This window comes from Kribbella jiaozuonensis (genome assembly GCF_005233875.1).
GTDB lineage: Bacteria > Actinomycetota > Actinomycetes > Propionibacteriales > Kribbellaceae > Kribbella > Kribbella jiaozuonensis.
In genome coordinates this window covers 252,934-274,817 of record NZ_SZPZ01000001.1, presented here as the reverse complement: position 1 = coordinate 274,817, position 21,884 = coordinate 252,934, and the positions used below count along the sequence as shown (strand labels likewise).

The 21,884-nt window shown below is 68.5% G+C and carries 21 protein-coding genes; 9 read left to right on the top strand and 12 right to left on the bottom strand.

What is annotated here, in order from left to right:
- The first annotated feature begins 10 nt into the window (after positions 1-10).
- Positions 11-1,642: a solute symporter family protein gene (locus tag FDA38_RS01285; RefSeq protein ID WP_137254057.1), complete on the top strand. Its 1,632-nt coding sequence runs from the start codon at positions 11-13 to the stop codon at positions 1,640-1,642.
- Positions 1,643-1,750: 108 nt separating this feature from the next.
- Here FDA38_RS01285 and FDA38_RS01280 read toward each other — a convergent pair whose 3' ends face one another.
- From FDA38_RS01280 to FDA38_RS01260, 5 genes are all read right to left on the bottom strand, one after another.
- A complete protein-coding gene (locus tag FDA38_RS01280; protein ID WP_137252225.1) occupies positions 1,751-2,365 on the bottom strand; it encodes a PIN domain-containing protein in 615 nt (204 codons plus the stop codon).
- Positions 2,355-3,542 (bottom strand): XRE family transcriptional regulator, encoded by a 1,188-nt coding sequence (locus tag FDA38_RS01275; protein ID WP_233714456.1) that lies wholly within the window; start codon positions 3,540-3,542, stop codon positions 2,355-2,357. Before FDA38_RS01275 ends, FDA38_RS01280 begins: the two co-directional genes overlap by 11 nt.
- Positions 3,543-4,015: 473 nt before the next feature.
- A complete protein-coding gene (locus FDA38_RS01265) occupies positions 4,016-5,503 on the bottom strand; it encodes a CYTH and CHAD domain-containing protein (protein WP_137252224.1) in 1,488 nt (495 codons plus the stop codon).
- Positions 5,504-5,535: 32 nt separating this feature from the next.
- Positions 5,536-5,676 (bottom strand): hypothetical protein, encoded by a 141-nt coding sequence (locus FDA38_RS42020; protein ID WP_170989546.1) that lies wholly within the window; start codon positions 5,674-5,676, stop codon positions 5,536-5,538.
- Entirely contained in the window at positions 5,673-6,473 is an 801-nt protein-coding gene (locus FDA38_RS01260) for a methyltransferase (protein ID WP_137252223.1), read from the bottom strand. Before FDA38_RS01260 ends, FDA38_RS42020 begins: the two co-directional genes overlap by 4 nt.
- 28 nt (positions 6,474-6,501) lie before the next feature.
- Here FDA38_RS01260 and pdxR point away from each other — a divergent pair, with 28 nt between their 5' ends.
- Positions 6,502-7,968: a MocR-like pyridoxine biosynthesis transcription factor PdxR gene (pdxR, locus tag FDA38_RS01255; RefSeq protein WP_137252222.1), complete on the top strand. Its 1,467-nt coding sequence runs from the start codon at positions 6,502-6,504 to the stop codon at positions 7,966-7,968.
- 5 nt (positions 7,969-7,973) lie between these two features.
- Here the strand turns inward: pdxR and FDA38_RS01250 are convergent, their stop codons facing one another.
- The gene (locus FDA38_RS01250; RefSeq protein ID WP_137252221.1) at positions 7,974-8,936 is read right to left on the bottom strand and encodes a hypothetical protein; all 963 of its coding nucleotides are present in this window, start codon (positions 8,934-8,936) and stop codon (positions 7,974-7,976) included.
- Between the two features lie 13 nt (positions 8,937-8,949).
- Positions 8,950-10,236, bottom strand: a complete 1,287-nt coding sequence (locus tag FDA38_RS01245) for an MFS transporter (protein WP_137252220.1) — start codon at positions 10,234-10,236, stop codon at positions 8,950-8,952.
- 185 nt (positions 10,237-10,421) lie between these two features.
- Here FDA38_RS01245 and FDA38_RS01240 point away from each other — a divergent pair, with 185 nt between their 5' ends.
- Positions 10,422-11,204, top strand: a complete 783-nt coding sequence (locus tag FDA38_RS01240; protein WP_170989545.1) for a hypothetical protein — start codon at positions 10,422-10,424, stop codon at positions 11,202-11,204.
- Between the two features lie 49 nt (positions 11,205-11,253).
- On the opposite strand, the gene FDA38_RS01235 is transcribed toward FDA38_RS01240, so the two are convergent.
- Entirely contained in the window at positions 11,254-11,598 is a 345-nt protein-coding gene (locus FDA38_RS01235; protein ID WP_137254054.1) for a sterol carrier family protein, read from the bottom strand.
- A gap of 89 nt (positions 11,599-11,687) precedes the next feature.
- Between FDA38_RS01235 and FDA38_RS01230 the strand changes: the two genes are divergently transcribed.
- On the top strand, positions 11,688-12,320 hold the full coding sequence (locus FDA38_RS01230; RefSeq protein WP_137252219.1) for a hypothetical protein: 633 nt from the start codon (positions 11,688-11,690) through the stop codon (positions 12,318-12,320).
- On the opposite strand, the gene FDA38_RS01225 is transcribed toward FDA38_RS01230, so the two are convergent.
- Both FDA38_RS01225 and FDA38_RS01220 read right to left on the bottom strand, forming a co-directional pair.
- Positions 12,317-13,858: an alpha/beta hydrolase gene (locus tag FDA38_RS01225; protein WP_137252218.1), complete on the bottom strand. Its 1,542-nt coding sequence runs from the start codon at positions 13,856-13,858 to the stop codon at positions 12,317-12,319. The two genes, FDA38_RS01230 and FDA38_RS01225, sit on opposite strands and share 4 nt — an antisense overlap.
- Positions 13,855-14,898 carry a PSP1 domain-containing protein gene (locus FDA38_RS01220; protein ID WP_137254053.1) on the bottom strand — a complete coding sequence of 348 codons (1,044 nt, stop codon included), beginning with the start codon at positions 14,896-14,898 and terminating at the stop codon, positions 13,855-13,857. Before FDA38_RS01220 ends, FDA38_RS01225 begins: the two co-directional genes overlap by 4 nt.
- Positions 14,899-15,161: 263 nt before the next feature.
- On the opposite strand from FDA38_RS01220, the gene FDA38_RS01215 reads away from it, so the two are divergent.
- Together FDA38_RS01215 and FDA38_RS01210 are read left to right on the top strand one after the other, a co-directional pair.
- Positions 15,162-15,659 (top strand): SigE family RNA polymerase sigma factor, encoded by a 498-nt coding sequence (locus FDA38_RS01215; protein WP_137252217.1) that lies wholly within the window; start codon positions 15,162-15,164, stop codon positions 15,657-15,659.
- Positions 15,656-16,213 (top strand): hypothetical protein, encoded by a 558-nt coding sequence (locus tag FDA38_RS01210; protein WP_137252216.1) that lies wholly within the window; start codon positions 15,656-15,658, stop codon positions 16,211-16,213. Before FDA38_RS01215 ends, FDA38_RS01210 begins: the two co-directional genes overlap by 4 nt.
- A gap of 3 nt (positions 16,214-16,216) precedes the next feature.
- Here FDA38_RS01210 and FDA38_RS01205 read toward each other — a convergent pair whose 3' ends face one another.
- Together FDA38_RS01205 and FDA38_RS01200 are read right to left on the bottom strand one after the other, a co-directional pair.
- Positions 16,217-17,458 (bottom strand): MFS transporter, encoded by a 1,242-nt coding sequence (locus FDA38_RS01205; protein WP_137252215.1) that lies wholly within the window; start codon positions 17,456-17,458, stop codon positions 16,217-16,219.
- A gap of 119 nt (positions 17,459-17,577) precedes the next feature.
- Positions 17,578-20,340, bottom strand: a complete 2,763-nt coding sequence (locus FDA38_RS01200) for an ATP-binding protein (RefSeq protein ID WP_137252214.1) — start codon at positions 20,338-20,340, stop codon at positions 17,578-17,580.
- Between the two features lie 131 nt (positions 20,341-20,471).
- Here FDA38_RS01200 and FDA38_RS01195 point away from each other — a divergent pair, with 131 nt between their 5' ends.
- Genes FDA38_RS01195 through FDA38_RS01185 form a run of 3 tightly spaced genes read left to right on the top strand, consistent with a single transcriptional unit; the run spans position 20,472 to position 21,861 of the window.
- Entirely contained in the window at positions 20,472-21,185 is a 714-nt protein-coding gene (locus tag FDA38_RS01195) for a hypothetical protein (protein WP_137252213.1), read from the top strand.
- The gene (locus tag FDA38_RS01190; protein WP_233714455.1) at positions 21,182-21,649 is read left to right on the top strand and encodes a VOC family protein; all 468 of its coding nucleotides are present in this window, start codon (positions 21,182-21,184) and stop codon (positions 21,647-21,649) included. Before FDA38_RS01195 ends, FDA38_RS01190 begins: the two co-directional genes overlap by 4 nt.
- A gap of 2 nt (positions 21,650-21,651) precedes the next feature.
- Positions 21,652-21,861: a bleomycin resistance protein gene (locus FDA38_RS01185; RefSeq protein WP_137252212.1), complete on the top strand. Its 210-nt coding sequence runs from the start codon at positions 21,652-21,654 to the stop codon at positions 21,859-21,861.
- Positions 21,862-21,884 lie beyond the last annotated feature (23 nt).

The following is a 21,884-nucleotide window of genomic DNA, read 5'->3' as shown; positions in this document are numbered from 1 at the left end:
CGCCCCACTGATGTTGCCACTGGCAACGGATATCGGAAACCCGACCGTCAACATCATCATCTTCGCGCTGTTCGTCGTCGCGACGCTGGCGATCGTGTTCCGGGCCTCCCGCAACAACAAGACCGCGGCCGACTTCTACGCCGGCGGCCGGTCGTTCACCGGCCCGCAGAACGGCATCGCGATCTCCGGCGACTACCTGTCCGCCGCGTCGTTCCTCGGCATCGCCGGTGCGATCGCGCTGAACGGGTACGACGGCTTCCTGTACTCGATCGGCTTCCTCGTCGCGTGGCTGGTTGCACTGCTACTAGTTGCGGAGCTACTACGGAACACCGGTCGCTTCACGATGGCCGACGTACTGTCGTTCCGCCTCAAGCAGCGGCCGGTCCGGATGGCGGCCGCGATCTCGACCCTGGTCGTCTGCTTCTTCTACCTGCTGGCCCAGATGGCCGGTGCCGGTGGTCTGGTCGCGCTGCTGCTCGGCGTCAGCCACCGCGCCGGACAGAGCATCGTGATCGCCGTGGTCGGCATCCTGATGATCACGTACGTCCTGGTCGGCGGCATGAAGGGCACCACCTGGGTGCAGATCGTCAAGGCCGTGCTGCTGGTCATCGGCGCCGGACTCATGACGCTGTGGGTGCTCGCGAAGTACTCCTTCAACCTGTCCAGCCTGCTCGGCGCAGCAGTCGACAAGAGCCCGGCCGCCGGCGAGAAACTCCTGTCCCCGGGTCTGCAGTACGGCGCCACCGGCGTCACGAAGCTGGACTTCATCTCGCTGGCTCTCGCGCTGGTGCTCGGCACCGCCGGTCTCCCGCACGTGCTGATGCGCTTCTACACCGTGCCGGACTCGAAGGAAGCCCGCCGTAGCGTCAGCTGGGCGATCTGGATCATCGGCATCTTCTACCTGTTCACGCTCGTCCTCGGGTACGGCGCTGCCGCGATCGTCGGACCGGACCGCATCAAGGCCGCACCGGGCAAGGCGAACTCGGCCGCCCCGCTGCTCGCCTTCGAACTCGGCGGCGAGGTCCTCCTGGGCGTCATCTCCGCGGTCGCCTTCGCCACGATCCTGGCGGTAGTGGCCGGGTTGACGATCACCGCGAGTACGTCGTTCGCACACGACATCTACGGCCAGATCATCAAGAAGGGCCAGATCAGCGGCGACGGCGAGGTCCGCGTGGCGCGGTACACCGCGGTCGTGATCGGCATCGTCGCGATCATCGGCGGCATCTTCGCGAACGGGCAGAACATCGCGTTCCTCGTTGCACTGGCGTTCGCGGTCGCGGCGAGTGCGAACCTGCCGACGATCCTGTACTCACTGTTCTGGCGGCGCTTCAACACCCGCGGCGCACTCTGGAGCATCTACGGCGGCCTGGCCTCGACGATCATCCTGATCGTGTTCAGCCCCGTCGTCTCCGGCAAGGTCGACGCGAAGACCCACGCCAGCCTGTCGATGATCACCGACACCAGCATCGACTTCCACTGGTTCCCGCTCGACAACCCCGGCATCGTCACGATCCCCCTGGCCTTCCTCCTCGGCTGGCTCGGAACGATCACCAGCAAGGAGCCGGTCGACGTAGACCGCTTCGCCGAAATGGAAGTCCGCTCCCTCACCGGCGCAGGCGCCGAAAAGGCAGTCACCCACTAAGACCTGTCAGGCAGGTCCTGCTGATTCGACGCGGACCTGCCTGACAGCCCCACTCCGGGCGGCCAGGTAGGCGAGTACCTGACCGCCCGGCTCACGTTTCTGGACGACTCAGTTCCAGAGTCTCGGCGACAACAGGTGGGTGGAGTCGATCGGCGGGAGGCCGTCGTCGAGTTCACGCAACCGCCTGTAGACGTCGCGCATCGCGGCCTTGTCCGTCAGGTACTTCCCACCCGCGGCGCGCTCGAGGACGGTCAGCGTGCCGATGAGCCTGATGGACCCGACCTCCCGGCCGGCAGCTCGCATCCTCTCGAGCCGCTTGATCTCCGCTGTCGCCTGAAGAGCGCCCTTTCCATCGTCGATGAGCACGGTCACGATCTCTCCCGCCTCGGCAGCGACGACTGCATGCGCGATGACCATCGTCTCGCCAAGGTCCTTGGACTGCGTCATCCGGTCTGGCATCTGCAGGTCGGTGAGCCGCTGAACTACTGCTGCGAGTTCCGGTGTGTTGTCGTCGGGCAGGATCTGCATCCAGCGCTCGGACAGCTTGCGCCAGACCTTCTCCGCGGCCTTGAAGCGCGGATCTTGCGTCGCCTTGCGAAGTACTTCGTTCTGCACCGTCTCCGGGGCACTGAGCGCACCCAGCGTGCCGATGAGCAGGCGTTCTTTGTTGATGGACAGGAAGTTCAGGCCGGGACCAGCGTCGATGATGGGCCTACGACTCATCCGCCGTACCGCCGTCGTCCAGGTCCGACAGGTCTACGTCCACCTCAGGAAGATCCTCGGCCGCGGCCCAGGCGACGGTTTGTGGCTTGGCGACAACACCGGCTTGGCTCAGCTCAGCTTCCACGTCACCAAGGCTGACGCCGCGAAGCGTCGCGATCGCCCGTGCAGGCAGAACACCCTCGATGTAGCCGCTGACCGCCCTTGCCAGCAGTCGTTGCGGCGCTCTACGTTGATCGGCGTCCGCCTGCAGGACGTGATAGTGATCGGTCCACCCGAACCGGACCGCGAGCTGGGGCGTGGTCCAGGTTTTCCAGTCCTCTTTGGTTTTCGCGTCGATGTATTTGCGCTGATGCAGTGCGATCGCTGCCATCGCCGGCGACACCAAGAATCGCTGAACGATCGCGGAGAGGGTCGCCGGACTGGCGGCGTCGCGATTGCCGAGGAACTCCGCCAGGCCGTCCTGCGGAATCAACAGGTGCTGCGCGAACGCATCGGCCCGTCTCTCCGTCGGTGTCCGGGCGCTCCAATCACCGGAGCTCTTCTCGGCCCAATCCTCGAAGAGCACGTGTCCGAGCTCATGAGCAAGAGTGCTGCGCTGGCGCATCGGATTCAGCGTCCGGGCAACACCGATGAAGACCGCGCCGCGCTCCGGGTCGCGCATCGTCATGCCGTGCTCGTCGGGATCTGCGTCGAGTACTGCGACATCGATCCCGGTCGCTTGTTCGATGATCGCGACGAGATCGCCGAGCGGCTGCACGCCCAGGTGATGTTGCGCGCGGAACTGCGCTGCCGCCTCTTGCCCGTCGACCTCTGGGCTCACCGTCGCGTTGTCGTCGAGTCCGGCTGCCGGCGGAATCGCCTGATCGTCCATGTAGCTGTCGAGCTCCAGGAAGTGCAGCAACGTGTCGTGCATTCCATCCATGCTGCAGTCGTTGGTCGCACGCGCCACACACTGCACCCGGTCAGCCACCACACTCGTCCCGGTGAGCTGCGCGACCGTGTGACCGGTCGCCTGAGCGATCAACACGATCTCAGGCAACTTCGCCACCCGATCACCGGCAATGATCCGCGAGAGCGTGGACTGCGAGATCCCAGTCGCATCGGCAAGCCCCCGCTGACTCAACCCCGCGGCCACCTGAGCGCCTTCGATCAGCGCACCAACGTCCACCCCTGCCATGGTTCACCGACTCCCTGAATCACTCAACCAATGAGTGATTCAGTCTATGCGATGAACGGCCGGCGACCAAGCGACGGCCCGTCAGGCGCTCCTGCGATAGCCGCAGGTGGAAGGGACGGCGCGTAACACGAGGAAGAGCCCGCGCGTAGCACCGCGATGGACTGCCGGCAGCCACCTCGTCAGGTACGAACGAGCCGCACCACGAGGCGGTCGACCGCGCAGTAGCACGCACGGGCGCGGGCGGGAGCCAGCTCGACGGATACGCACCAGCCGCACCACGAGGCGGTCGATCGCGCGGTAGCGCGCACGGGTGCGGGCGGCAGCCCGCAGATCCGGCGACAGCCGGAAGAACCCGGCGATAGCCGGAAAGGATGCTCCGGGCGATAAGCCCGGGGGTGGGTGGGGCGGCGCGTAGCACGGCGAGGAACGAGCCGCGCGTAGCACCGCGGTGGGCTGGTTCCCGCGCGGGGTTCTCAGAACTTGAGGGTTGGCCAGAGTTTGTAGAAGGACTCGCGGGAGGTGTTGCCGCGGGCTTCTTCGGTGGCGTGGAGGCGGCCGAAGGTGAAGGGGTTGCCGCCGTCGGCGAAGACTTCCAGGGCCAGTTGGTGGAGGAGGTCGCGGGAGACGACGGAGTCCTGGTGTTCGCCGAGGATTTCCTGGACCTCTTCGGCCCGAGCAGCCAGCGCACTCGCCTCCTCACCAAGCACAGGTACGGCGGACTCCGCGGCGTACCGGAGTCGCTTGGCCGCCTTGCGGACCTCGTGCAGCTCGTGGTCCTGCTCGGCAACCGTCTCCGCGGCCTGAGAGCGCTTGACCGCCTTGCGCATCCGTTTGCGGTCGTGGTCCAGGAGCTCACCGATCTGCTTGGAAGCCTTCCGATCGTCGCCGGTGACCGGCGGCTTGGCGATCAGTTCGTCCAGGGTGTCGAGCAGCCGGAAGTACCGCTCGCTCTCCAGCGCCGCGAGCGCTCCCGCGCGACCGTCCTTGTAAACCCGGCGCAGGTGGTCGTCGATCCGGCCGGCGACGCGGCCCATGACCAGCTCGACCGGCTGCTCCGCGACCTCGGCCGCGAAATGCTCGCGCTGCACCTCCGCATCGCGCGCAACACCCAGCTCACCCGCCAGCCACTTGAGCTCCGCCCGGATCTCGTCCCCGACCGACCGATCGATCACCGGACGGTACGTCGCCAGCGCCGACCGCAGCCGCCGCGTCGCGACCCGGAACTTGTGGATCGAGTCCGGCACATCCCGCCGTACCTCAGGATCCCTCTCGCGGATCGCCTGCACCTGCGCACCGGCGTACGCACGGAACAGGTCCGACGTCCGCGGCTTCTTGGGCAGCGTCCAATCCACCGACGACGGCACCCGGTTGCCGAGCGCCCGCGCCAGTTTGCTCGGACCGCCCGCGGGACGCGCACCGGCCGACTTCAGCAGCTCACCGGCGTCCTCGAGCAGCAGCTTGTCCCCGCCGACGAGCTCGACCTCCCACTCACGCCAGCTCTCCGGCTCGCCGTCCCCGACCGTCGCGGTCACGTTGTCGTCGGCGACCTCCGCGAGTACGGCGCCGTCCGCGTCGAGCAGGCGGTGCACGATGCGCCGCGTCTGCAACGTCACGACAGGTACGAGCGCGTGATCCCGCACATGGACCCGGACCGTCCGCACGATCGCGATCGGCACACTCCGCACCGACCGCCCGAGCGGATAGTGCACCTCGAGCCGCTCACCCGACGAGACCGGGAACTTCACGTGCCAGCCGTCGTCCTCGCCACCGGTACGGCGGCGCAGCGTCACCTTGTTCGCGGCCAGGTCGAGGTCAGCGGTGTCGTAGTACACCGCCTCCAGGTCCAGCTCGACGGGTTGGGCGACGCTCGCGACTCCGGGCAGCTCGTGCAGCGCCGGCAGGATCACACTGTCGTCGACGTCGTACTTCGTCTCGATCTCTAGCTGCTCAGTCGGGGGCATACCCACTTGTTTACCAGGCGTTCATGAATTGGTCAGGTGAGAGCGCGTAGATCCTTGACCAGTCGTTGCAGGTCGCGGTCCTCGATGCCGTTGAGTGTCGGGCGGATCTGCCTGCGCTGGTTGCGGTTCAGCGCCCGGCAGATCGCGGCGACGAGGACGACTAGAGCGATCATGTTCGACCGACCCCCTTGAAGAACGTGTAGTGGAATGTGCCGCCGGGCTCGGCGGTCTTCTCCAGGTCGCGGATGCCCGCGTCCCATTCGGCCTCGGTACGTCGGCCGGCCGCGATCGAGCGCTCGCGAACCGACTCGACCATCGCGATGAACGTCTTCCGCGTGAACCCGTCGACGAGCTCCGGAAGCGTCTCGTCGGCGTATACGGTGCGCGGCTCGACGTGTACGTCGTCGTACCCGGCCTGCTCGAGGAGCGGCTGGAGGCGCCGGCCGATGAGCGAGTCGCCGCCCGCCTCGGCCTGGAGGTCGACAAGGCAGTCGACTGCGGCCTGGGCCTGCGTACTGCGTGGGTGGTAGATGGCGGACCCGTGGTCGCCTTCGATCACCGTGATCGTGCCGCCAGGCTTGAGGAGGTCGCGCAGACCGACCAGAGCCTTGCCAGGGTCGACGAGGTGCTCGAGGACGAAGCAGACGAAGACGTGGTCGAACTTCTCGTCCCGCAGGTCATGCAGGTCCGCGTGACGCCAGTCGACCGTGGCTTCCGGCGCGTGTACGGCGACGCGGGCCTTCGCCTGGGCGAGCGACTCCTCGGAGACGTCGACCGAAACGAGCTCGATCCCGGGGCTGCGGGTCACGAGCTGCACGGTCTGCGCGCCGACGCCACAGCCGGCTTCCAGCACTCGGCTACCGGCCGGGTACGTGGTGCCGCCGTGGAGGAGGTCGGCCAGCGTTCCGGCCTGGTCCGCCAGGCGGCGGGTCTCTGCCGGGGTGTAGCCGTGGACGTAGTCAGTTCCCATACCTCTACGATCCGGCCACAATGGTCCTGTGAACAGGTCCAATCCGGGGAGAAGTGGTCGGTCCATTGGAGGCGCGGACTTCCTTCAACTGGATCCGGCCGAGGCGCTGCCCGGCGGACTCGCGGACTGGCTCACGGACCGCCTCCGTACGGCGATCTCGACCGGCCACCTCCCGATCGGCACCCGCCTCCCCGCCACCCGCACGCTCGCCACCGACCTCGGCATCTCCCGCGGCGTGGTGACGGAGTCCTACCAACGCCTCACCGAAGACGGCCACCTCACCACCCACGGCCGCTCCGGCACGATCGTCGCCCGAGCCCAGTTCAGTACGACGCCGACGGAGCCCCGGCGAACCACCTCGACAACCGTCCTAGGTGCACCTGACCTGGAGATCTTCGACAACCTTCGCGCAGCACCGGCCAGGATCGACCTGACGCCGGGCGTCCCGGACCTAGCGGCCTTCCCGCGAACGGCGTGGTTGCGAGCTGAGCGAGCCGTCCTGAACGACCTCGAGTCCGCGAACTTCGGGTACGGCGACCCAGCCGGAACCCCTGCACTCCGACGGGCCGTCGCCAACTGGCTGGCCCGCAACCGCGGCATCGCCGCCGACCCGGACGACCTGATCATCGTGGCCGGTGTCGCGCAGGCGATCGGGCTGGTCGCACAGGTCCTCGACCAGCGCGGCGTACACGAGATCGCCGTCGAGGACCCCGGCTCGCTCGGATCCCGGCAGCACCTGCAGAACTGGGGGATGCACACCCCGCCCATCCCCGTCGACGACCGCGGCCTACAGGTCGACGTACTGCGTGAGTCCGCCGCCAAGGTGGTCATGGTGACGCCGGCGCACCACTTCCCGACCGGTGTCGTACTCGACGGCGAACGTCGACGCGAGTTGATCCAATGGGCCGCGGACGGCGGGCTGATCATCGAGGACGACTACGACGCCGAGCACCGGTACGACCGGCCGCCGGTCCCCGCACTGCGCGCGATGCTGACCGACCAGGTGATCTACGCCGGAAGCATCTCCAAGCTGCTCGCGCCGGCGCTGCGGATCGGCTGGATGCTCGCGCCCCCGCAGTACAAGGACGACCTGATCGGCCGCAAACGCCTGGCCGACCTCGGCAACGCGGCGCTCCCGCAGCTCACCCTCGCCCACCTGATGGAGTCCGGCGAACTCGAACGCCACCTGCACTTCCTCCGCCGCCGCCACCGCATCCGCCGCGATGCGATGGTCACCGCCATCCACAACTATTTGCCCACCGCAACCATCCACGGCGCCGCCGCCGGCCTGCACCTCACGATCACCCTCGCCGACACCATCAACGACACAGAACTGGCCGCGTCGGCCCTGGCCAAGGGCGTCAAAACCCACCCTCTCTCCTGGCACAGCCAACTCCCCCACGCCCCCGGCCTGGTTCTCGGCTACGCCGCCCGCACCACCACCGAGATCACCGAGGCCATCGCCACAATCGCGTCCGTACCGACGAACAGCTAGCGAGCTCAGCGCGTGTAGAGCGAGGACATCGCCAGCGCGAACTGGGTCATCAGGTCCGGGTTGATCGCGCGGGCCGGAAGCGGGACCAGGTCGACAAGTTTGTCGTCGCCGACGCGGATCGTGGTGCGGCCGGTCGCGGTGTCGACGTACCCCTCGTCGCCGAGCGGGATCGGCTGCGAGGTCGCGGCCTTGCGGATCGGGACCATCAGCGCCGCGGCTTGCGTCGTACGGCGGGCCGAGCTGTACAGGGCGCCCGTCGGGGTGACCCAACCGCAGACCGGATCGCCGAGAGCTGTCTGACCGTCCCGGCGGGCCGACGCCGGCACGCCCAGGACCTTCTCGGCCGCATCCGAGCCGCGCTCGCAGTCCGGCCGGGTGATCAGCAGATCCGCCGCCGGCAGCCCAGGCACCTGCCGGATCGCTTCCTGCCCGAGCACGATGTACTTCGCCAGCGTGGCCTTGGGCCCGGCGATCTTGTACAGCTTCCCGTCCAGCAAGAACACCACGAAGCTGCTCGTCCCGTATCCGCCCTCGCCCAGCAGCGCCGGCTTGGCCGGCTCCTTCTTCGTCGCCGCGTACGCCTTCTGCGTCGCCGCCAGCGTCGCCTTTGTTGCCTGAAGCACCGAAGTCTCCACGTTCAGCACCGGCCCGTTGGGAGCCTTGCTGAGCGTCAGCTGACAGACGTCGTACGTCGGAACACCGAAATCGGCGGGCGGTGTCTCGGGGTGGATGTTCGCGACCGGCACGGCGAGCGTCGACTTCACCAGGGTGGCGTCCATCCGCACGCACAACGTCTCCGCGAGCTTCGAGGTCGACGACGGTGTCACGGACGGCGTCTCGGAAGGCGTTTCGCTCGGCGTCTGCGATACCGACACCAGCGGCGGCGCACTCGGCGCGTTCTCCTGCCCGGGACCGCTACAGCCCGCAAGGAGTACGACGGCCAGCCCGGCGGCGATCAGGGTACGCATGATGTCTTGAAGACTAACGGGCCGCGCGGAGGTCCCTTTCGCGTACGGCGTGTTCGTCGGTACGCGCGTCGTACCGCCAGAACTCGCGCAGCCAGGCAGCGGCGCCGACCACGCCGACGACGCACAGCGCGCCGCCGCTGACGATCGCCGTACGGACGCTGGTCAGGTCGGCGACGAGACCGGAGCGGGCCTGACCGCCGAGCGGTCCGAGCGAGTACCCGAGCATCTCGATCCCGGCCAGCCGGCCGCGCATCTCGTCGGGGATCGTCTGGTTCCAGATCACCGAGCGGAACAGCACCGACACCATGTCGGCAGCTCCGGCCAGGGCGAAGAACCCGATCGCGAACCAGATGTTCGGCGCCAGCCCGGCGATCCCGACCGAGGCACCCCAGCCGATCGTGGCCAGCACCACCGCCCGGCCCTGGTGATGGACGTGTTTCGCCCAGCCGCTGGTCAGGCTCGCGCACATCGCCCCGATCGCCTCGGCGCTGTAGAGGAGACCGAGCAGTTTCGGCTCCTTGAGGACATCCGTGGCGAACGCCGGGAAGAGCACGATCGGCATCGCCAGGAACATCCCGACCATGTCCACCACGTACGTCGCCAGCAGGTCCTTGCGGCGGTACGCGTACATGATCCCGCTGCCGATCGCGCGCAGACTCGGCGCGGTGGTGTGGTCGCCCGCCTTGTACGAGCCGAGCCGGGTGTAGAGCAGCGTCGCGAACACGATCCCGGTCAGCTCCACCGCAAACGCCCAGGTCACGCCCACAGAACCGACCAGGACGCCGCCCAGCGCCGGGCCGGCGAGCTGGCCGACCTGCGAGGTCAGGGAGCTCAGCGCGACCGCCGCCGGGATCTCCTGGTGGCGGACCACGCGCGGCAGCAGCGCCTCACGCGACGGCCGCTGGAGCGAGGAGGCGACGGCGTTCAGCGCGCCGCAGACGTAGATCAGCCAGATCTGCGGGTGCGCGAGCAGGGTGTTGGTGACCATCAGCGCGGAGATCACGACCTGGGCAATCCCGGTGCTGACGAGCAGCGTCCGGCGTTCCACGTGGTCGGCCAGCGCACCGCCGTACAGGCCGAACACGACGAGTGGTGCGATCGTCACCAGGCCCATCGCGCCGACGGCGAAGTTCGATCCGGTCAGTTGGTACAGCTGGTACGGCAGAGCGACGTACCCGACCATGCCGCCGAGGAAGAAGACCGATCCGGAGACCAGCAGGATGCGGAAGTCACGGGAACCACGCCACGGGGTCAGATCGACGCGCAACCGGGCCAGTCGCGTGCGGAGACTTGCTGCCACCGGAACATAGTGACAGGTCCTACCGGCAGGGATGAACCTGATTTCCGGCCACCCTTTCGAGCACCGTCGAAACGTCCGGTCGAGACCCTCCGAGCGCCCTAGCGTGGCACCGATTGGTTGCCCAGGGCGTCAATCTCACCGGCCGGGAAGGCCCGGCCGGTTCTCGGGAAACGGAGAAGAACCGGATGATCTCGATCAAGTCGGCACGCACCCGGCTGCTCGCCACGCTCGCCGTGGGCGCTGCCGCGGGTGCCACCCTGCTTGTTCCCCCGTCCGCACAGGCGGCCGGCACGACCGCTGCGAGCACCACCGCTGTGTCCGCGGTGGTCAAGCCCGGTGAGTACCTGAAGCCGGGCCAGTACCGTCGCTCGCCGAACGGGATCTACACGCTGATCATGCAGACCGACGGCAACGCCGTCCTCTACAAGGGCCGCACCGCGCTGTGGGCCTCGATGACGAACCGCAAGGCCTCCAGCCTGATCATGCAGCGCGACGGCAACCTGGTCGTCATCTCCGGCCGCACGCCGGTCTGGGCCAGCAACACCGGCGGCAGCACCGGCGCGTACCTCGCCGTGCAGAACGACTCCAATCTGGTGATCTACAACGTCCGGAACAAGGCGGTCTGGTTCCGGCACATGGTGATCGGCACGCTCGGCTCCGGCCGGCTGCTGAACCCCTACGACATGCTCTTCTCGCCCAGCCGGGTCTACCGCCTGCAGATGCAGACCGACGGCAACCTGGTCATGGTGAAGAACGGCAAGACCCCGGTCTGGTCCACCAAGACCGTCAGCAAGGGCGCGTTCGCGGTCATGCAGCAGGACGGCAACTTCGTCGTCTACAGCGCCGCGAAGAAGGCACTGTGGTCCAGCAAGACCGTCCGCAAGGGCTCCGTGCTGCAGATGAACAACGACGGTCGCCTGGTGATCGTGTACGGCCGTACGGCGGTTTGGTCCACCTCGGCGCACTGATCCGATGAAACGTGAGCCGCGGTGCCGCAGGGGAGCACCGCGGCTCATTTCACGCCCGGACCAGCGGCAGCAGGCCGGACAGGTCGGTGCGCTCGCCGCTGGCGCGGAGTTTGCCGGTCAACCGGGCATCGGCCCAGGTGGTGCGGCCCAGCGCTACGTCGATCCACAGTTCCGGCGGGAGTTCGATCACCGCGCCCGGCGTACCACGGGTGTGTCGCGGACCTTCGATGCATTGCACAGCGCCGTACGGCGGGACTCGGACCTCGACAGCGTGGCCCGGCGCCTTTGCCACCAGGATTTTCAGCAGTTCCTTGGTGAGCAGTTTCAAGTCGGCGCGCTCCGCCGTACCGTCGTTGTAGCGCTGCAAAGCCTGCAGGAACGCGGGTTCGGACATCTCCACGACGTGCCAGCGTACGCGTGGGTTTGCGGTGACGCCCCTCTCGTCAGCGATAATCGGGCGGGAGAGAGGGAAGCGAGGTCGGGATGCTCACGCCCAGGCACCAGGCGCTGCTGATGACGCTGGCGGGAATGACCGTCGGCGTAGCCGTGTTCGGCGCGGTGCTCGCCATCAACGGCGGCAATCCGTTCGCCACCGACAACAACACCTCGGTGGGGATCGTGAGTTCGGCCCCGCCCAGCACCCCGGCCTGTCCCAGTTGTCTCCAGCCCGGCGCGCTGCAGTACGTCGTACAGAACTTCGGCACCGACGACGACCCGGTGTCCGCCGAGGTCCCGACCGGCTGGAAGAGCGCCCAGGACGGCACCCGGCCGAAGTTCCTCGACCCGACCGGCGTCTGGCAGGTCCGGTTCGACACGCGAGGCAGCAAGCAGACCCCGGACCAGCTGGTCGCGGGCCGTGAGCACAGCATCGACGAGCGCAACCTGAAGGTGCTCAGCCGCGACAACGGCACGCTGGTCTACACGTACACCGACCAGGCCCGCGGGCCGCGGATGGGCCTGTCGCGCTGGATCTCGATCGACGGCGGTAAGACCTCAGCCGTCGAGATCACCGTCGGCGGGCGCCCACAGGACGAGGCCGGCCTCCGCGCCGTACTCCAGCATGCGACCGACACGCTCAAACTGCCGGTCGCGTCCGGCGACACCCGGCCCAACTAGCACTTGATGTCGGCGGCCGGTGTGTTGCCCTGCACCAGGTAGCTCTCCACGACGTTCTTCACACAGGCGTTCCCCGACAGGTACGCCGTGTGCCCGTCGCCGTCCCGCGTGACCAGGACACCGCTTTCCAGCTGGTGCGCGAGACTGACCGCCCATTCGTACGGCGTGGCCGGGTCGCGGGTCGTACCGACCACCATGATCGGCTTCGCGCCGGCCGCCGTGATCTTGTGCGGCTGGTTCTGCGGCTTCACCGGCCAGTTCGCGCACGACACCGACGACCACGCGAGGAACTCGCCGAAGCGCGGTGACGCCGTCTTGTACGCCGGCAGGTTCGCCTCGATCTGCGCGATCGAGGTGAAGTCGGGGTGATCGAGGCAGTTGATCGCGATGTTGACCTCGTTGGAGTTGTCGGCGTACCCGCTCTGCTCACGATCGGTGTACTCGTCGGCGAGTGCGAGCAGGCGGGCGCCGTTCCCGGCGAGCCCGTCGGCGACGGCGTCCTCGAGGCGTGGCCAGAAGTCCTTCAGGTACAGCGGGTAGATCAGGCCGAGGACGACCAGGGCCTGCGTGACCTTGCGGTTCCCGTCGCCGGGCAGTGGGTTCGCGTCGCTGTCCTTGATCAGCTGGTCGACCTTCGCGAGCACCTCGGTCTTGCTGCTGCCGAGCTTGCAGGACCGCTGTGCGCAGTCCTCCGCGAACGCGTCCAGCGCCTTGTCGAAGCCCTTCGCCTGCGCGATCGCCATCTGCTCGTTGGTGATCGACGGGTCGACCGCGCCGTCCAGCACCATCCGGCCGACGTTCTTCGGGAACAGCTCGGCGTACGTCGCTCCCAGGTACGTGCCGTACGACATGCCCATGTAGTAGAGCTGCGGGTCGCCGACGATGCCGCGCAGTACGTCGATGTCGCGCGCCGCGTCCTTGGTCGACAGATGCGGCAGCAGGCGACCGGAACGCTGCTCGCAGCCGGCAGCGAAGGTCTTCGCCTCTTTGTCCAGGTCGTTGATCTCGGCCGCGTTGTCCGGGCTGCCGTCGGCGGCGATCATCGTGTCCAGCTGCTCGGTGTCCAGGCACTTCACCGGCGTGGACTCGCCGACACCGCGCGGGTCCCATCCGATGATGTCGAACTTCCGCAGCAGCGACGAGCCGAACAGCAGCGGCGCTTGCGCGGCGAAGTCCTGCCCCGAGGCGCCCGGACCGCCCGGGTTGATGAACAGCGAACCGAGCCGGCCGCCGCGGTCCCGGGCCAGCACCTTCCGCGCGCGCAGCTCGATCGTCTGACCGGCCGGTTGGCTGTAGTCCAGCGGAACCAGGATCGTCGCGCACTGCTGGTTGGAGCCGCAGCGTTCCCAGTCCGGCTTCTGCTGGTAGAACTTCTCCAGCCCGGCGGGGATCGGGCCTACCGGTGCGCTCGGCGGGTTGCTGCCGATGCCGGGCACCTCGGTACCGCTGCCCGCGTTCTGGGCGCGACTGGCCACCCCACATCCGCTCGCCAGGACCGCAAGAGCTGCCACCAACACGGTCGACCTGCGGAATCTCACTGCCCGGTTTCTCCCTCGTCGTCATGGTGCAGGCGGCGGCGCCGGCGCGGTTTCCGGACCCGCCGCTCCTCGCGGGTCTCGGTCGTCTCTTCGGGTACGGCGTCTGTGACGTCTGCTGCTGGTACGACGTCCGCGGCTGGTGCAGTGTCCGGCGTACCGGCTGGTGCTGCGTCCGGCGGACCGGCTGGTGCGACTGGTACCGCGTCCGGGGTCGTCGTACCGGATGCCTCGTACTGCTGCCGCGGCGAGCACACGTCCGCGCGACTGCAGGCGCAGCGCCGGCCCGAGGCCGCCAGCCGGACGACCACGGTGTCGCTCGGCACGTTGTGCCCGACCACCACTCCATCACCCGCGGGGGTCTCCACCGCGCTCCCGAGAGCCGGCGCCTTCGCGTTGAACTCCTGGTAGAGCGGGTGCTCGTACTTCAGACAGCACATCAGCCGACCGCACGCGCCGGAGATCTTCAGCGGGTTCAGCGGGAGGTCCTGGTCCTTCGCCATCCGCACGCTGACCGGCTCGAAGTCCTTCAGGAACGTCGCGCAACACAGGTCCCGCCCGCACGGCCCGATCCCACCCTGCAACCGCGCCTCGTCCCGGGCGCCGACCTGCCGCAGCTCGATCCGCGCCCGGAGCGCCCGGGCCAGATCCCGCACGAGCTCGCGGAAGTCCACCCGGTGCGGCGCCGAGAAGTACACGATCACCAACTGGTCGACATCCGGCCGCCGGTCGACGAAATCGATCCCGACCACCTTCATCGGCAACCCGTGCTGCCGGATCGTCCGCTTGGCAATCACCCGCGCATCGGCCCGCCGCTGCCGGTTCTGCTCGTCCCGATCCAGGTCCTTCGTGGTCGCGATGCCCTCACACAGCGGCAGCCCACCAACCTCCTCGGTGACGTACTGCGGCGCCCACACGCACTCAGCCACCTCAGGCCCGTCGTCAGTAGGCACGAGCACCTTGTCCCCCACCCGGGGCCGAAACTCACCCGGGTCCAGGTAATAAAGCCGCCCGTACCGCTCGAACGACACCGCCATCACCATACCCACGCCGTCAGAGTACTTGCAGAACGACAATCTGACCCGCCAGACAGCCGCCCCGCACGCAGGAGCAGCCCGCGTACAGGAGCAGCCCCGCGCGCGACCACACCCATGGTGAGGATCAGCCGACGCGCGATCCACGCATGTCACCCCGAGAACTGCGATGGTTCGCCCGGTCTCAGCCAAGGTCTGTCTGAGAATTGTTGTGGGGGCACCCCAACGTGATGGGCCTGTTGTTCGTCCTTGGGGGTGAGAGGGGTGGCGTGGTGGCGGACTGGGAGCCTGTGTTTCGGGCGTTGCTGGCTTCGCGGGGTGGCGCGCTCCGGAGCTACGCCTACCTGCTGACCGGTGACGCGACGACAGCGAGTGATCTGGTGCAGGAAGCGCTCACGCGGGTGTTCAGTCGGCGGCGGATCGGTGCGGACGTCAACGAGCTCGAGGCCTATGTCCGCCGCGCGATGCTCAACCAGTACATCGACAGCCGCCGCCGACTCAAGCGATGGAACGCGACCCGCCACCTGCTGGTCGACGTACCGCACCATGACGACGACCAACTCGCGGTCGCAGACGAGGTCCGGCAGGCGCTCGCGGCCCTGTCCCCGAAGCAGCGCGCGTGCGTCGTCCTGCGCTACTACGAAGACCTGACGATCACCGAGATCGCGGATGAGCTCGACTGCGCCGAAGGCACCGTCAAACGCCACCTGGCCGACGCCAGGACAAAGCTCGCTACGCAGCTCGGCGTCACCGAGGAGAGCACCCAATGACCACCAACGACCTGCGAGACCTGCTCCGAGCCACCGCCGCCGAGGGCAGCAACGCCGTCGACCTCGCCGAAGACGCGGTCGCCACCCGCATCCGCCACCGTCGCACCCGCAGCCGACGGCTGGCGATCGGAGGTGCGGCTCTTACTGCGGCCGTGGTCATCGCAGGGACCACCTGGGCCGTTAACACCGGCGGCGAACAGTCGCCGCCAGCAGCCAAGCATTCGACTGTCCCGCCTCGGCTCGTTCAGTCTGATTTCGACGGCCCCAGCGGGATGGAGGCGGCGCTGCAGACCACGCTGACCGCCGACGCGAACGGTTGCGTACGGGCAGGTCAATCCGACGTGACTCTCGTCTGGCCTCGCGATTACACCGTCCGCGGAGACTCGAAGTCCTTCGAGATCCTCGACGGCACCAACAAGGTCGTCGCGCGATCCGGCACGCTCCTCACCATCGGCGGCGGAGGTGCCGACCACTTCATGGACACCTGGACGGGACGAGACTGCGCAACCAGGGGAGACATCTGGATGGTCGGCGGCATCAGCGCCGCCCGATAGTTGTCAGCAGGTTGCAGGTGCCGCGTGGGGAACGGGCTGGTGCGAAGGCTGGGGACGGGTGCGGGTGGCCAGGTAGGCGACGATGAGGGCGACGATCGCAGCTGCACTTCCGAAGATCTCGAAGGTCGGGCGTACTCCGACGAAGCCTGCGACGGTGCCGCCGGCGATGGCGGGTAGCGAGATCGCGGCGTACGCGACGATGTAGAAGGCAGACATGACGGCCGCACGGTGCTCCGCGGGGATGACGGCCGTCAGGGCGCGCAGTCCGCCGAGGAACGCGACGCCGAATCCGCTCCCGCCGATGACTGTGCCGGCGAGGTACCAGATCGCCGAGTCGGTGGCCGCGGCGACGACCAGCAGTGCCATCCCGATCGCGAGAGCAAGCGATCCGAAGGCCGCGCCGGACCAGGGCGCCGTACGACGGAAGATGAGCTGCGCAACGGCGGCCGAGCCGGTGAGGGCGAAGATGCCGACGCCTGCGGCCAGGTGGTTGGTGGTGTGGAAGAGCTCAGCGGACAGGTGCGAACCGAGGGAGAGGAACAGTCCGGCGATCGACCAGGAGGAGACTGCGCCGAGAGCCGCCAGCACGAACGGACTGCGGATCGCCGCCGGCACGCGCGGGAGTTGCGGGGTCAGCCGCGGACGGGAGCGCGTCGCGACCGGCTCAGGCATCCGCCAGACCGCCACGAACCCGATCGCGAGCAGCGCGAAGAGGACGACGTACGGCGTGATCCGGGCCGCGGGCAGCAACTCGACCAGCGCTCCCGAGACGAGGACGCCGAGGCCGGTGCCGACCGTGCTGGCGACGCCGTTCGCGAGACTGACGGCCCGGGCGTCGCGGGTTCGATGAAGCTCGAGCAACGCAGCGCTGGCAGTGCTGATCAGGGCGCCGGTCGTCAGGCCTTGGAGGGCGCGGGCGACGAACAGCCAGGTCACCGAATCGGCGAGGACGAAGAGCACGGTCGCGGCCATCAGTCCGATGAGCGCTCCGAGCAGGACCGGTCGTCGGCCGGCGGCGTCGGACAGGCGGCCGGCGAGGACCAGCGTCGTGAGTACACCGAAGGCGTACGTCGCGTAGACGAGGGTCAGGACCAGCGGCGAGAAGCCCCACAGCTGCTGGTAGGTGCCGTAGAGCGCCGACGGCACACCGGACGCGAACAGGGCGACACCGATCAGCGTCGCTGCCACGGCATAGCCGGTGCGGCGGGACAGTGTGTGGCGGGGAGTCAGTTCCGTGTTCAACATGGGAGTCGGGCCTTCCTGGTCGCGATCGGACTGGATGCCCCAAAACTCCTCGCAGACGCCCCGGATCGAGCCCGTCGCGCTGCCCGGTGCTACCTCACTGGTCGCGCCCCAGTGAGGTACTAGACCGCGGCGCGGCCGTCGGGCAGCGCGTCCCGCAGCTCGCGGCGGGAACCGACGCCGAGCTTTCCGAAGACCTTGCGCAGGTGCCATTCGACGGTGCGACGGCTGAGGAACAGCTGCGCGCCGATCTCCGGGTTCGTCCGCCCTTCGGCCGCCATCCGGGCGATCTGCAGCTCCTGCGGGGTCAGGTCCTCGAGCGTCTCGACCGTACGCTTGCGGACCGTCTCACCGGTGGCCAGCAGTTCGCGGCGGGCGCGATCGGCGAACGCCTCCATGCCCATCCCGGACAGCAGCTCGTGAGCGATCCGCAGCTGTTCGCGCGCGTCGACCCGGCGCTGCTCGCGCCGCAGCCATTCGCCGTACAGCAGATGGGTGCGCGCGAGGGTCTCGCAGCCGCGGATGTGGATGCCCGACAGCCGCTCGATCGCCTCACGGTACAGCTCCTCGGCGTCGGCGCCGTCTGCGCACACGGCAGCTGAACGGGCGTATGTCCCGAGCGCCCAGTCGGTGCCGCTCGACTCCGCGATCTCGGCCATCCGTGCGAGCGGATCGGTGGCACGCTCCGGGTTACCGCTGCGGACGGCCGCCTCGATGAGCTCCGAGAAGAACAGGATCGGCAGTCCGAGCGCATACGGATCCTCGGCGGCTCGCTGCGCGGCGGCCAGCGCATCGTCGTACCGGCCGAGGCCGTTGTACCGCATCGCGTGGCCCCAATCGTTGGCGACGAGCCAGAGTCCTTCGCCACGACGCAGTACGTCGTCCTGGCGCGCCTTCGTGAGAGCCATCGCCTCGGCGTCCAGCCCGCGCCAGTTGGCCAGGGCGATCGGCCCACGCAGCATCAGGTGGCTGCCCGTCGCCTCGACGACGGAGTCCGCCTCAGCAGCGAGTGAGGCGGCGACCGCGAACCGTCCGGAGAACAGTTCCACGCTGAGGCGGTCGCTGAGCGCGACAGGCAGTACCGAGAACGCGCCGGCCCGACGAGCGAGCGCTACCTGGCGGGCGGTGAGCTCGTCCCACGCCTCGTCGTCGCCCAGAGCCCGGGCTGTGTGGCAGGCCAGCCAGAGCCAGCGGAGCTGGTCGTCCTCGGAGAGCTGCTCGTCACGGAACGCCCGCAACGCAACCGCCAACGGCGGCGCTCCCACGCGGTAGCCCTCGGTCGTGAGCAGCGCGAGCCCGTCGAGAAGCAGGTCGCACGACCGCTTGGACGGCCCATAGTCGGCGGCGAGTACGGCGGCGGCGACCTCGCTCACACTGCCGCGCTCTGCGAGTCGACCGGCCGAGAACGCTGCGGCGAACGCGTCGAGGTACGTCTCGCGGGCAACGGTTGCGTCCACCTTCTCCAACCGCCGAGCCGCATCGAGCAGGAGTGCCGCGGCGTCCCGGCCACGCGTGGTGGCGAAGGTGATCTGCGCACGCAGCAGTTGCGCGCGGGCACGATCGAGTTCGGGCAGCGGTCCCGCCTGCGCAGCTGTCAGCAGGTGGAGAGCCGACTCCGGCGCTCCGACCTTGTGTTTGCTCTGGGCTGCGGCGAGGGCACGTTGCGCGCGGCGCTCCGGATCGGGTGTGAGCTCGGCGGCGCGTTGGTGGAAGGCGGCGTCCGCGGCCAGCCCGCCTCGTGCTCTGGCCCGGTCCGCCGAGCGCTCCAGCTCGGCAGCTACGCCTTCGTCCAGCCCGGGGGTCGCGTGAGCGAGGTGCCAGGCTCGGCGATCGGGATCGGACTCGGCATCGGTGACGTCGGCGAGCGCTCGATGAACGCGTCGGCGCTCGGCCGGATCTGCCCCGCCGTACACCGCAGAGCGCACAAGCGGGTGCCGGAAGCGCACCTGCGTACCGAGCTCGACCAGGCCGGCGTCGGTCGCAGGCTCGGCCGCATCGGCGTCGATCCCCAGTACGGCGGCCGCGCGCCACACCCGGAGCGAATCGCCGACCGTCTCGGCAGCCGCGACAAGCAGTAACAGCCGCGTCGCCGGTGGAAGGTCGGTGAGCCGTTCGCGGAAGGTCTGCTCGATGCGGCCCATCAGCGCGGGCGCGCCGTCCAGCCCGAAACCGCCTGCCAACTCAGCGGGCGAACGGCCACGTGGCAGCTCCAGCAGCGCCAGCGGGTTCCCACGCGTCTCCGCGACGATCCGATCGCGTACCCGCTCGTCGAGCGGTCCCGCCACCACGGCCTCCAGCAGGGCCTGCGCATCGCCGCTGTCCAGACCGGAGACGAGGAGTTCCGGGAGCCCGTCCAGGTGCTGCTCGGCGACCGGATGGCGTACGGCGAAGACCAGTCCGACCGATTCGGCGCCGAGACGGCGAGCTACGAACGCCAACGCCTGCGCCGATGCCGCGTCCAGCCACTGCGCGTCGTCCACAGCACAGATCAGCGGCCGCTCCTCGGCGACGTCGGACAGCAGGCTCAACACGGCCAGGCCGACCCGGAACAGGTCGGGGACATCGCCGTCGCGCAGACCGAGAGCCGTGCCGAGGGCTGCGCGCTGCGGATCCGGAAGCACCTCCAGGTGGTCGGCGAACGGTGCGCAGAGCTGGTGCAACGCCGCGAACGCCAGCTCCATCTCGGACTCGACACCGCCGATGCGAGCGACCCGGCAATGCGATGCGCGCTGCACCAGGTAGTCCAGCAACGCGCTCTTCCCCACGCCGGCCTCACCACGCAGTACAAGCGCCTGGCTCGATCCGGACCACACGCCGGTCAGCAGTTCGTCCAGGGCCAGGCACTCGCGGTGCCGGCCGAGCAGCTGCGGACCAGACGTCGCCATCGCTATCGCATCCGCCCGTGAACAACCGTGTGCCCGCCAGTCACCACCGACCAGGCAGCGTGCCTGGCTCGACCCAGCGACCAACGCGCCACGGTGGTCCTCCTGAACAACGAGCCCCTTGGAGGGACATCATGGATACCTACATTAAGGCCAGTTCGGCAGAGTCGAACCAGGCAACGGCATTGAGCCGGTTCGGGCGTTCCGGGCCGATCGCCGGCCTCGCGTTCGTCGTACTGATGGTCGTCGGCAGCATGCTGATCGGCGATGTGCCGCTTCCGGACGCACCGGCGCAGGAGATCACCGCCTACCTCGCCGACGCCGGTCGTCACACCACCAACCTGATCGGCGCGTACCTCTGGGTCCTCGGCGCGCTTGCGTTCCTGGGGTTCCTGGTCCGATTGCGCAACGAACTGCGAAGAGCTGAAGGCGGACAGGGCACCGTTTCGAACATCGCGTTCGGCGCCGGTGTGGCCTTCAGCGCAGTCTGGATGGGCGCTGCCGCGGCGTACGCCGCCATTCCGTACGCCATCGCATTGCGCGGAGCGTCCGTGACCGATGTCGACCTGGTCCGCGTGCTGCCTCCGTTGGGTCGATTGGCCCTGCTGCTCGGCGGTGGATTCTCCGGGATCCTCGTCATTCTGGCCGCCGCCGTGGTGATCTTCCGCACCGCCGTGTTCCCGAAATGGCTTGCCTGGCTGGGGATCGTGGCCTCGATCGCCCTGCTCTTCGACGTGGTCTACGTCAACATCACGCCGTTCTGGGCCTGGGTCGGCGTCGCGTCGATCGTGATGCTCGTACGGCGCGGATCCTCCATCACCAACCACAACATCAAGGAGTTGTCATGAGCACCACCCAGTTCACCGTTCCGTCCCCGCCCGAAGGTCAGGACCTCGCGACCGTCCCAATGAGGTTCGAAGCCACGCCGCTCCCGGTCACCGACTTCGACCGCGCGAAGGCCTTCTACCAACGCCTCGGCTGGCGTCTCGACATCGACATCACGGTCGCCGGGAGTCGCCGCATCCAGTTCACTCCGCCCGGCTCACCGGCGTCGATCCAGTTCGCCCCAGCCGGCGCGGACCGGCTGCAGCGCCTACTGCTGGTCGTCACGAACATCGAGGCAGCGCGCGCGGAGCTGGTCGATCGCGGCAACGAGATCGGCGAGATCTGGCACGCACGCCCGGGACAGGCGCCCGAGCCCGGCCGAGATCCCGAGGGCCGCTCGTACGTGAGCCACGCAGCGTTCTCGGACCCGGACGGCAACCAGTGGGTCCTACAGGAAGTCACCGAACGCATCCCGGGGAGGGTCTGACCATGGACGTCACAGCCATGACCCATCTCTTGCAGGAGACCGCCCTGCACCACGGCCGCTTCGAGGCAGTCGCCCCGCAGCACGACTGGTGGGACTGGTACGCGGCCTACATGGTGGCACGCGAGGCTGGCAGCACCCCGGACGAGTCCTCCGCTGCCGCCGGCCGCTACATGGCCGACGCCAAGCACATCGTCGTCCCAGCCACTCCCTGACCGGACATCAGCCGAGCCGGAGA

Coding starts and splice junctions, on each gene's coding strand:
- FDA38_RS01185 (WP_137252212.1), top strand. CDS start 21,652: ATGGACGTCACAGCCATGACCCATCTCTTGCAGGAGACCGCCCTGCAC.
- FDA38_RS01220 (WP_137254053.1), bottom strand. CDS start 14,898: ATGGTGATGGCGGTGTCGTTCGAGCGGTACGGGCGGCTTTATTACCTG.
- FDA38_RS01275 (WP_233714456.1), bottom strand. CDS start 3,542: ATGGCAGGGGTGGACGTTGGTGCGCTGATCGAAGGCGCTCAGGTGGCC.
- FDA38_RS01280 (WP_137252225.1), bottom strand. CDS start 2,365: ATGAGTCGTAGGCCCATCATCGACGCTGGTCCCGGCCTGAACTTCCTG.
- FDA38_RS01235 (WP_137254054.1), bottom strand. CDS start 11,598: ATGTCCGAACCCGCGTTCCTGCAGGCTTTGCAGCGCTACAACGACGGT.
- FDA38_RS01285 (WP_137254057.1), top strand. CDS start 11: ATGTTGCCACTGGCAACGGATATCGGAAACCCGACCGTCAACATCATC.
- FDA38_RS01200 (WP_137252214.1), bottom strand. CDS start 20,340: ATGGCGACGTCTGGTCCGCAGCTGCTCGGCCGGCACCGCGAGTGCCTG.
- FDA38_RS01260 (WP_137252223.1), bottom strand. CDS start 6,473: ATGGGAACTGACTACGTCCACGGCTACACCCCGGCAGAGACCCGCCGC.
- FDA38_RS01240 (WP_170989545.1), top strand. CDS start 10,422: ATGATCTCGATCAAGTCGGCACGCACCCGGCTGCTCGCCACGCTCGCC.
- FDA38_RS01230 (WP_137252219.1), top strand. CDS start 11,688: ATGCTCACGCCCAGGCACCAGGCGCTGCTGATGACGCTGGCGGGAATG.
- FDA38_RS01265 (WP_137252224.1), bottom strand. CDS start 5,503: ATGCCCCCGACTGAGCAGCTAGAGATCGAGACGAAGTACGACGTCGAC.
- FDA38_RS01190 (WP_233714455.1), top strand. CDS start 21,182: ATGAGCACCACCCAGTTCACCGTTCCGTCCCCGCCCGAAGGTCAGGAC.
- FDA38_RS01250 (WP_137252221.1), bottom strand. CDS start 8,936: ATGCGTACCCTGATCGCCGCCGGGCTGGCCGTCGTACTCCTTGCGGGC.
- FDA38_RS42020 (WP_170989546.1), bottom strand. CDS start 5,676: ATGATCGCTCTAGTCGTCCTCGTCGCCGCGATCTGCCGGGCGCTGAAC.
- FDA38_RS01205 (WP_137252215.1), bottom strand. CDS start 17,458: ATGTTGAACACGGAACTGACTCCCCGCCACACACTGTCCCGCCGCACC.
- FDA38_RS01210 (WP_137252216.1), top strand. CDS start 15,656: ATGACCACCAACGACCTGCGAGACCTGCTCCGAGCCACCGCCGCCGAG.
- FDA38_RS01195 (WP_137252213.1), top strand. CDS start 20,472: ATGGATACCTACATTAAGGCCAGTTCGGCAGAGTCGAACCAGGCAACG.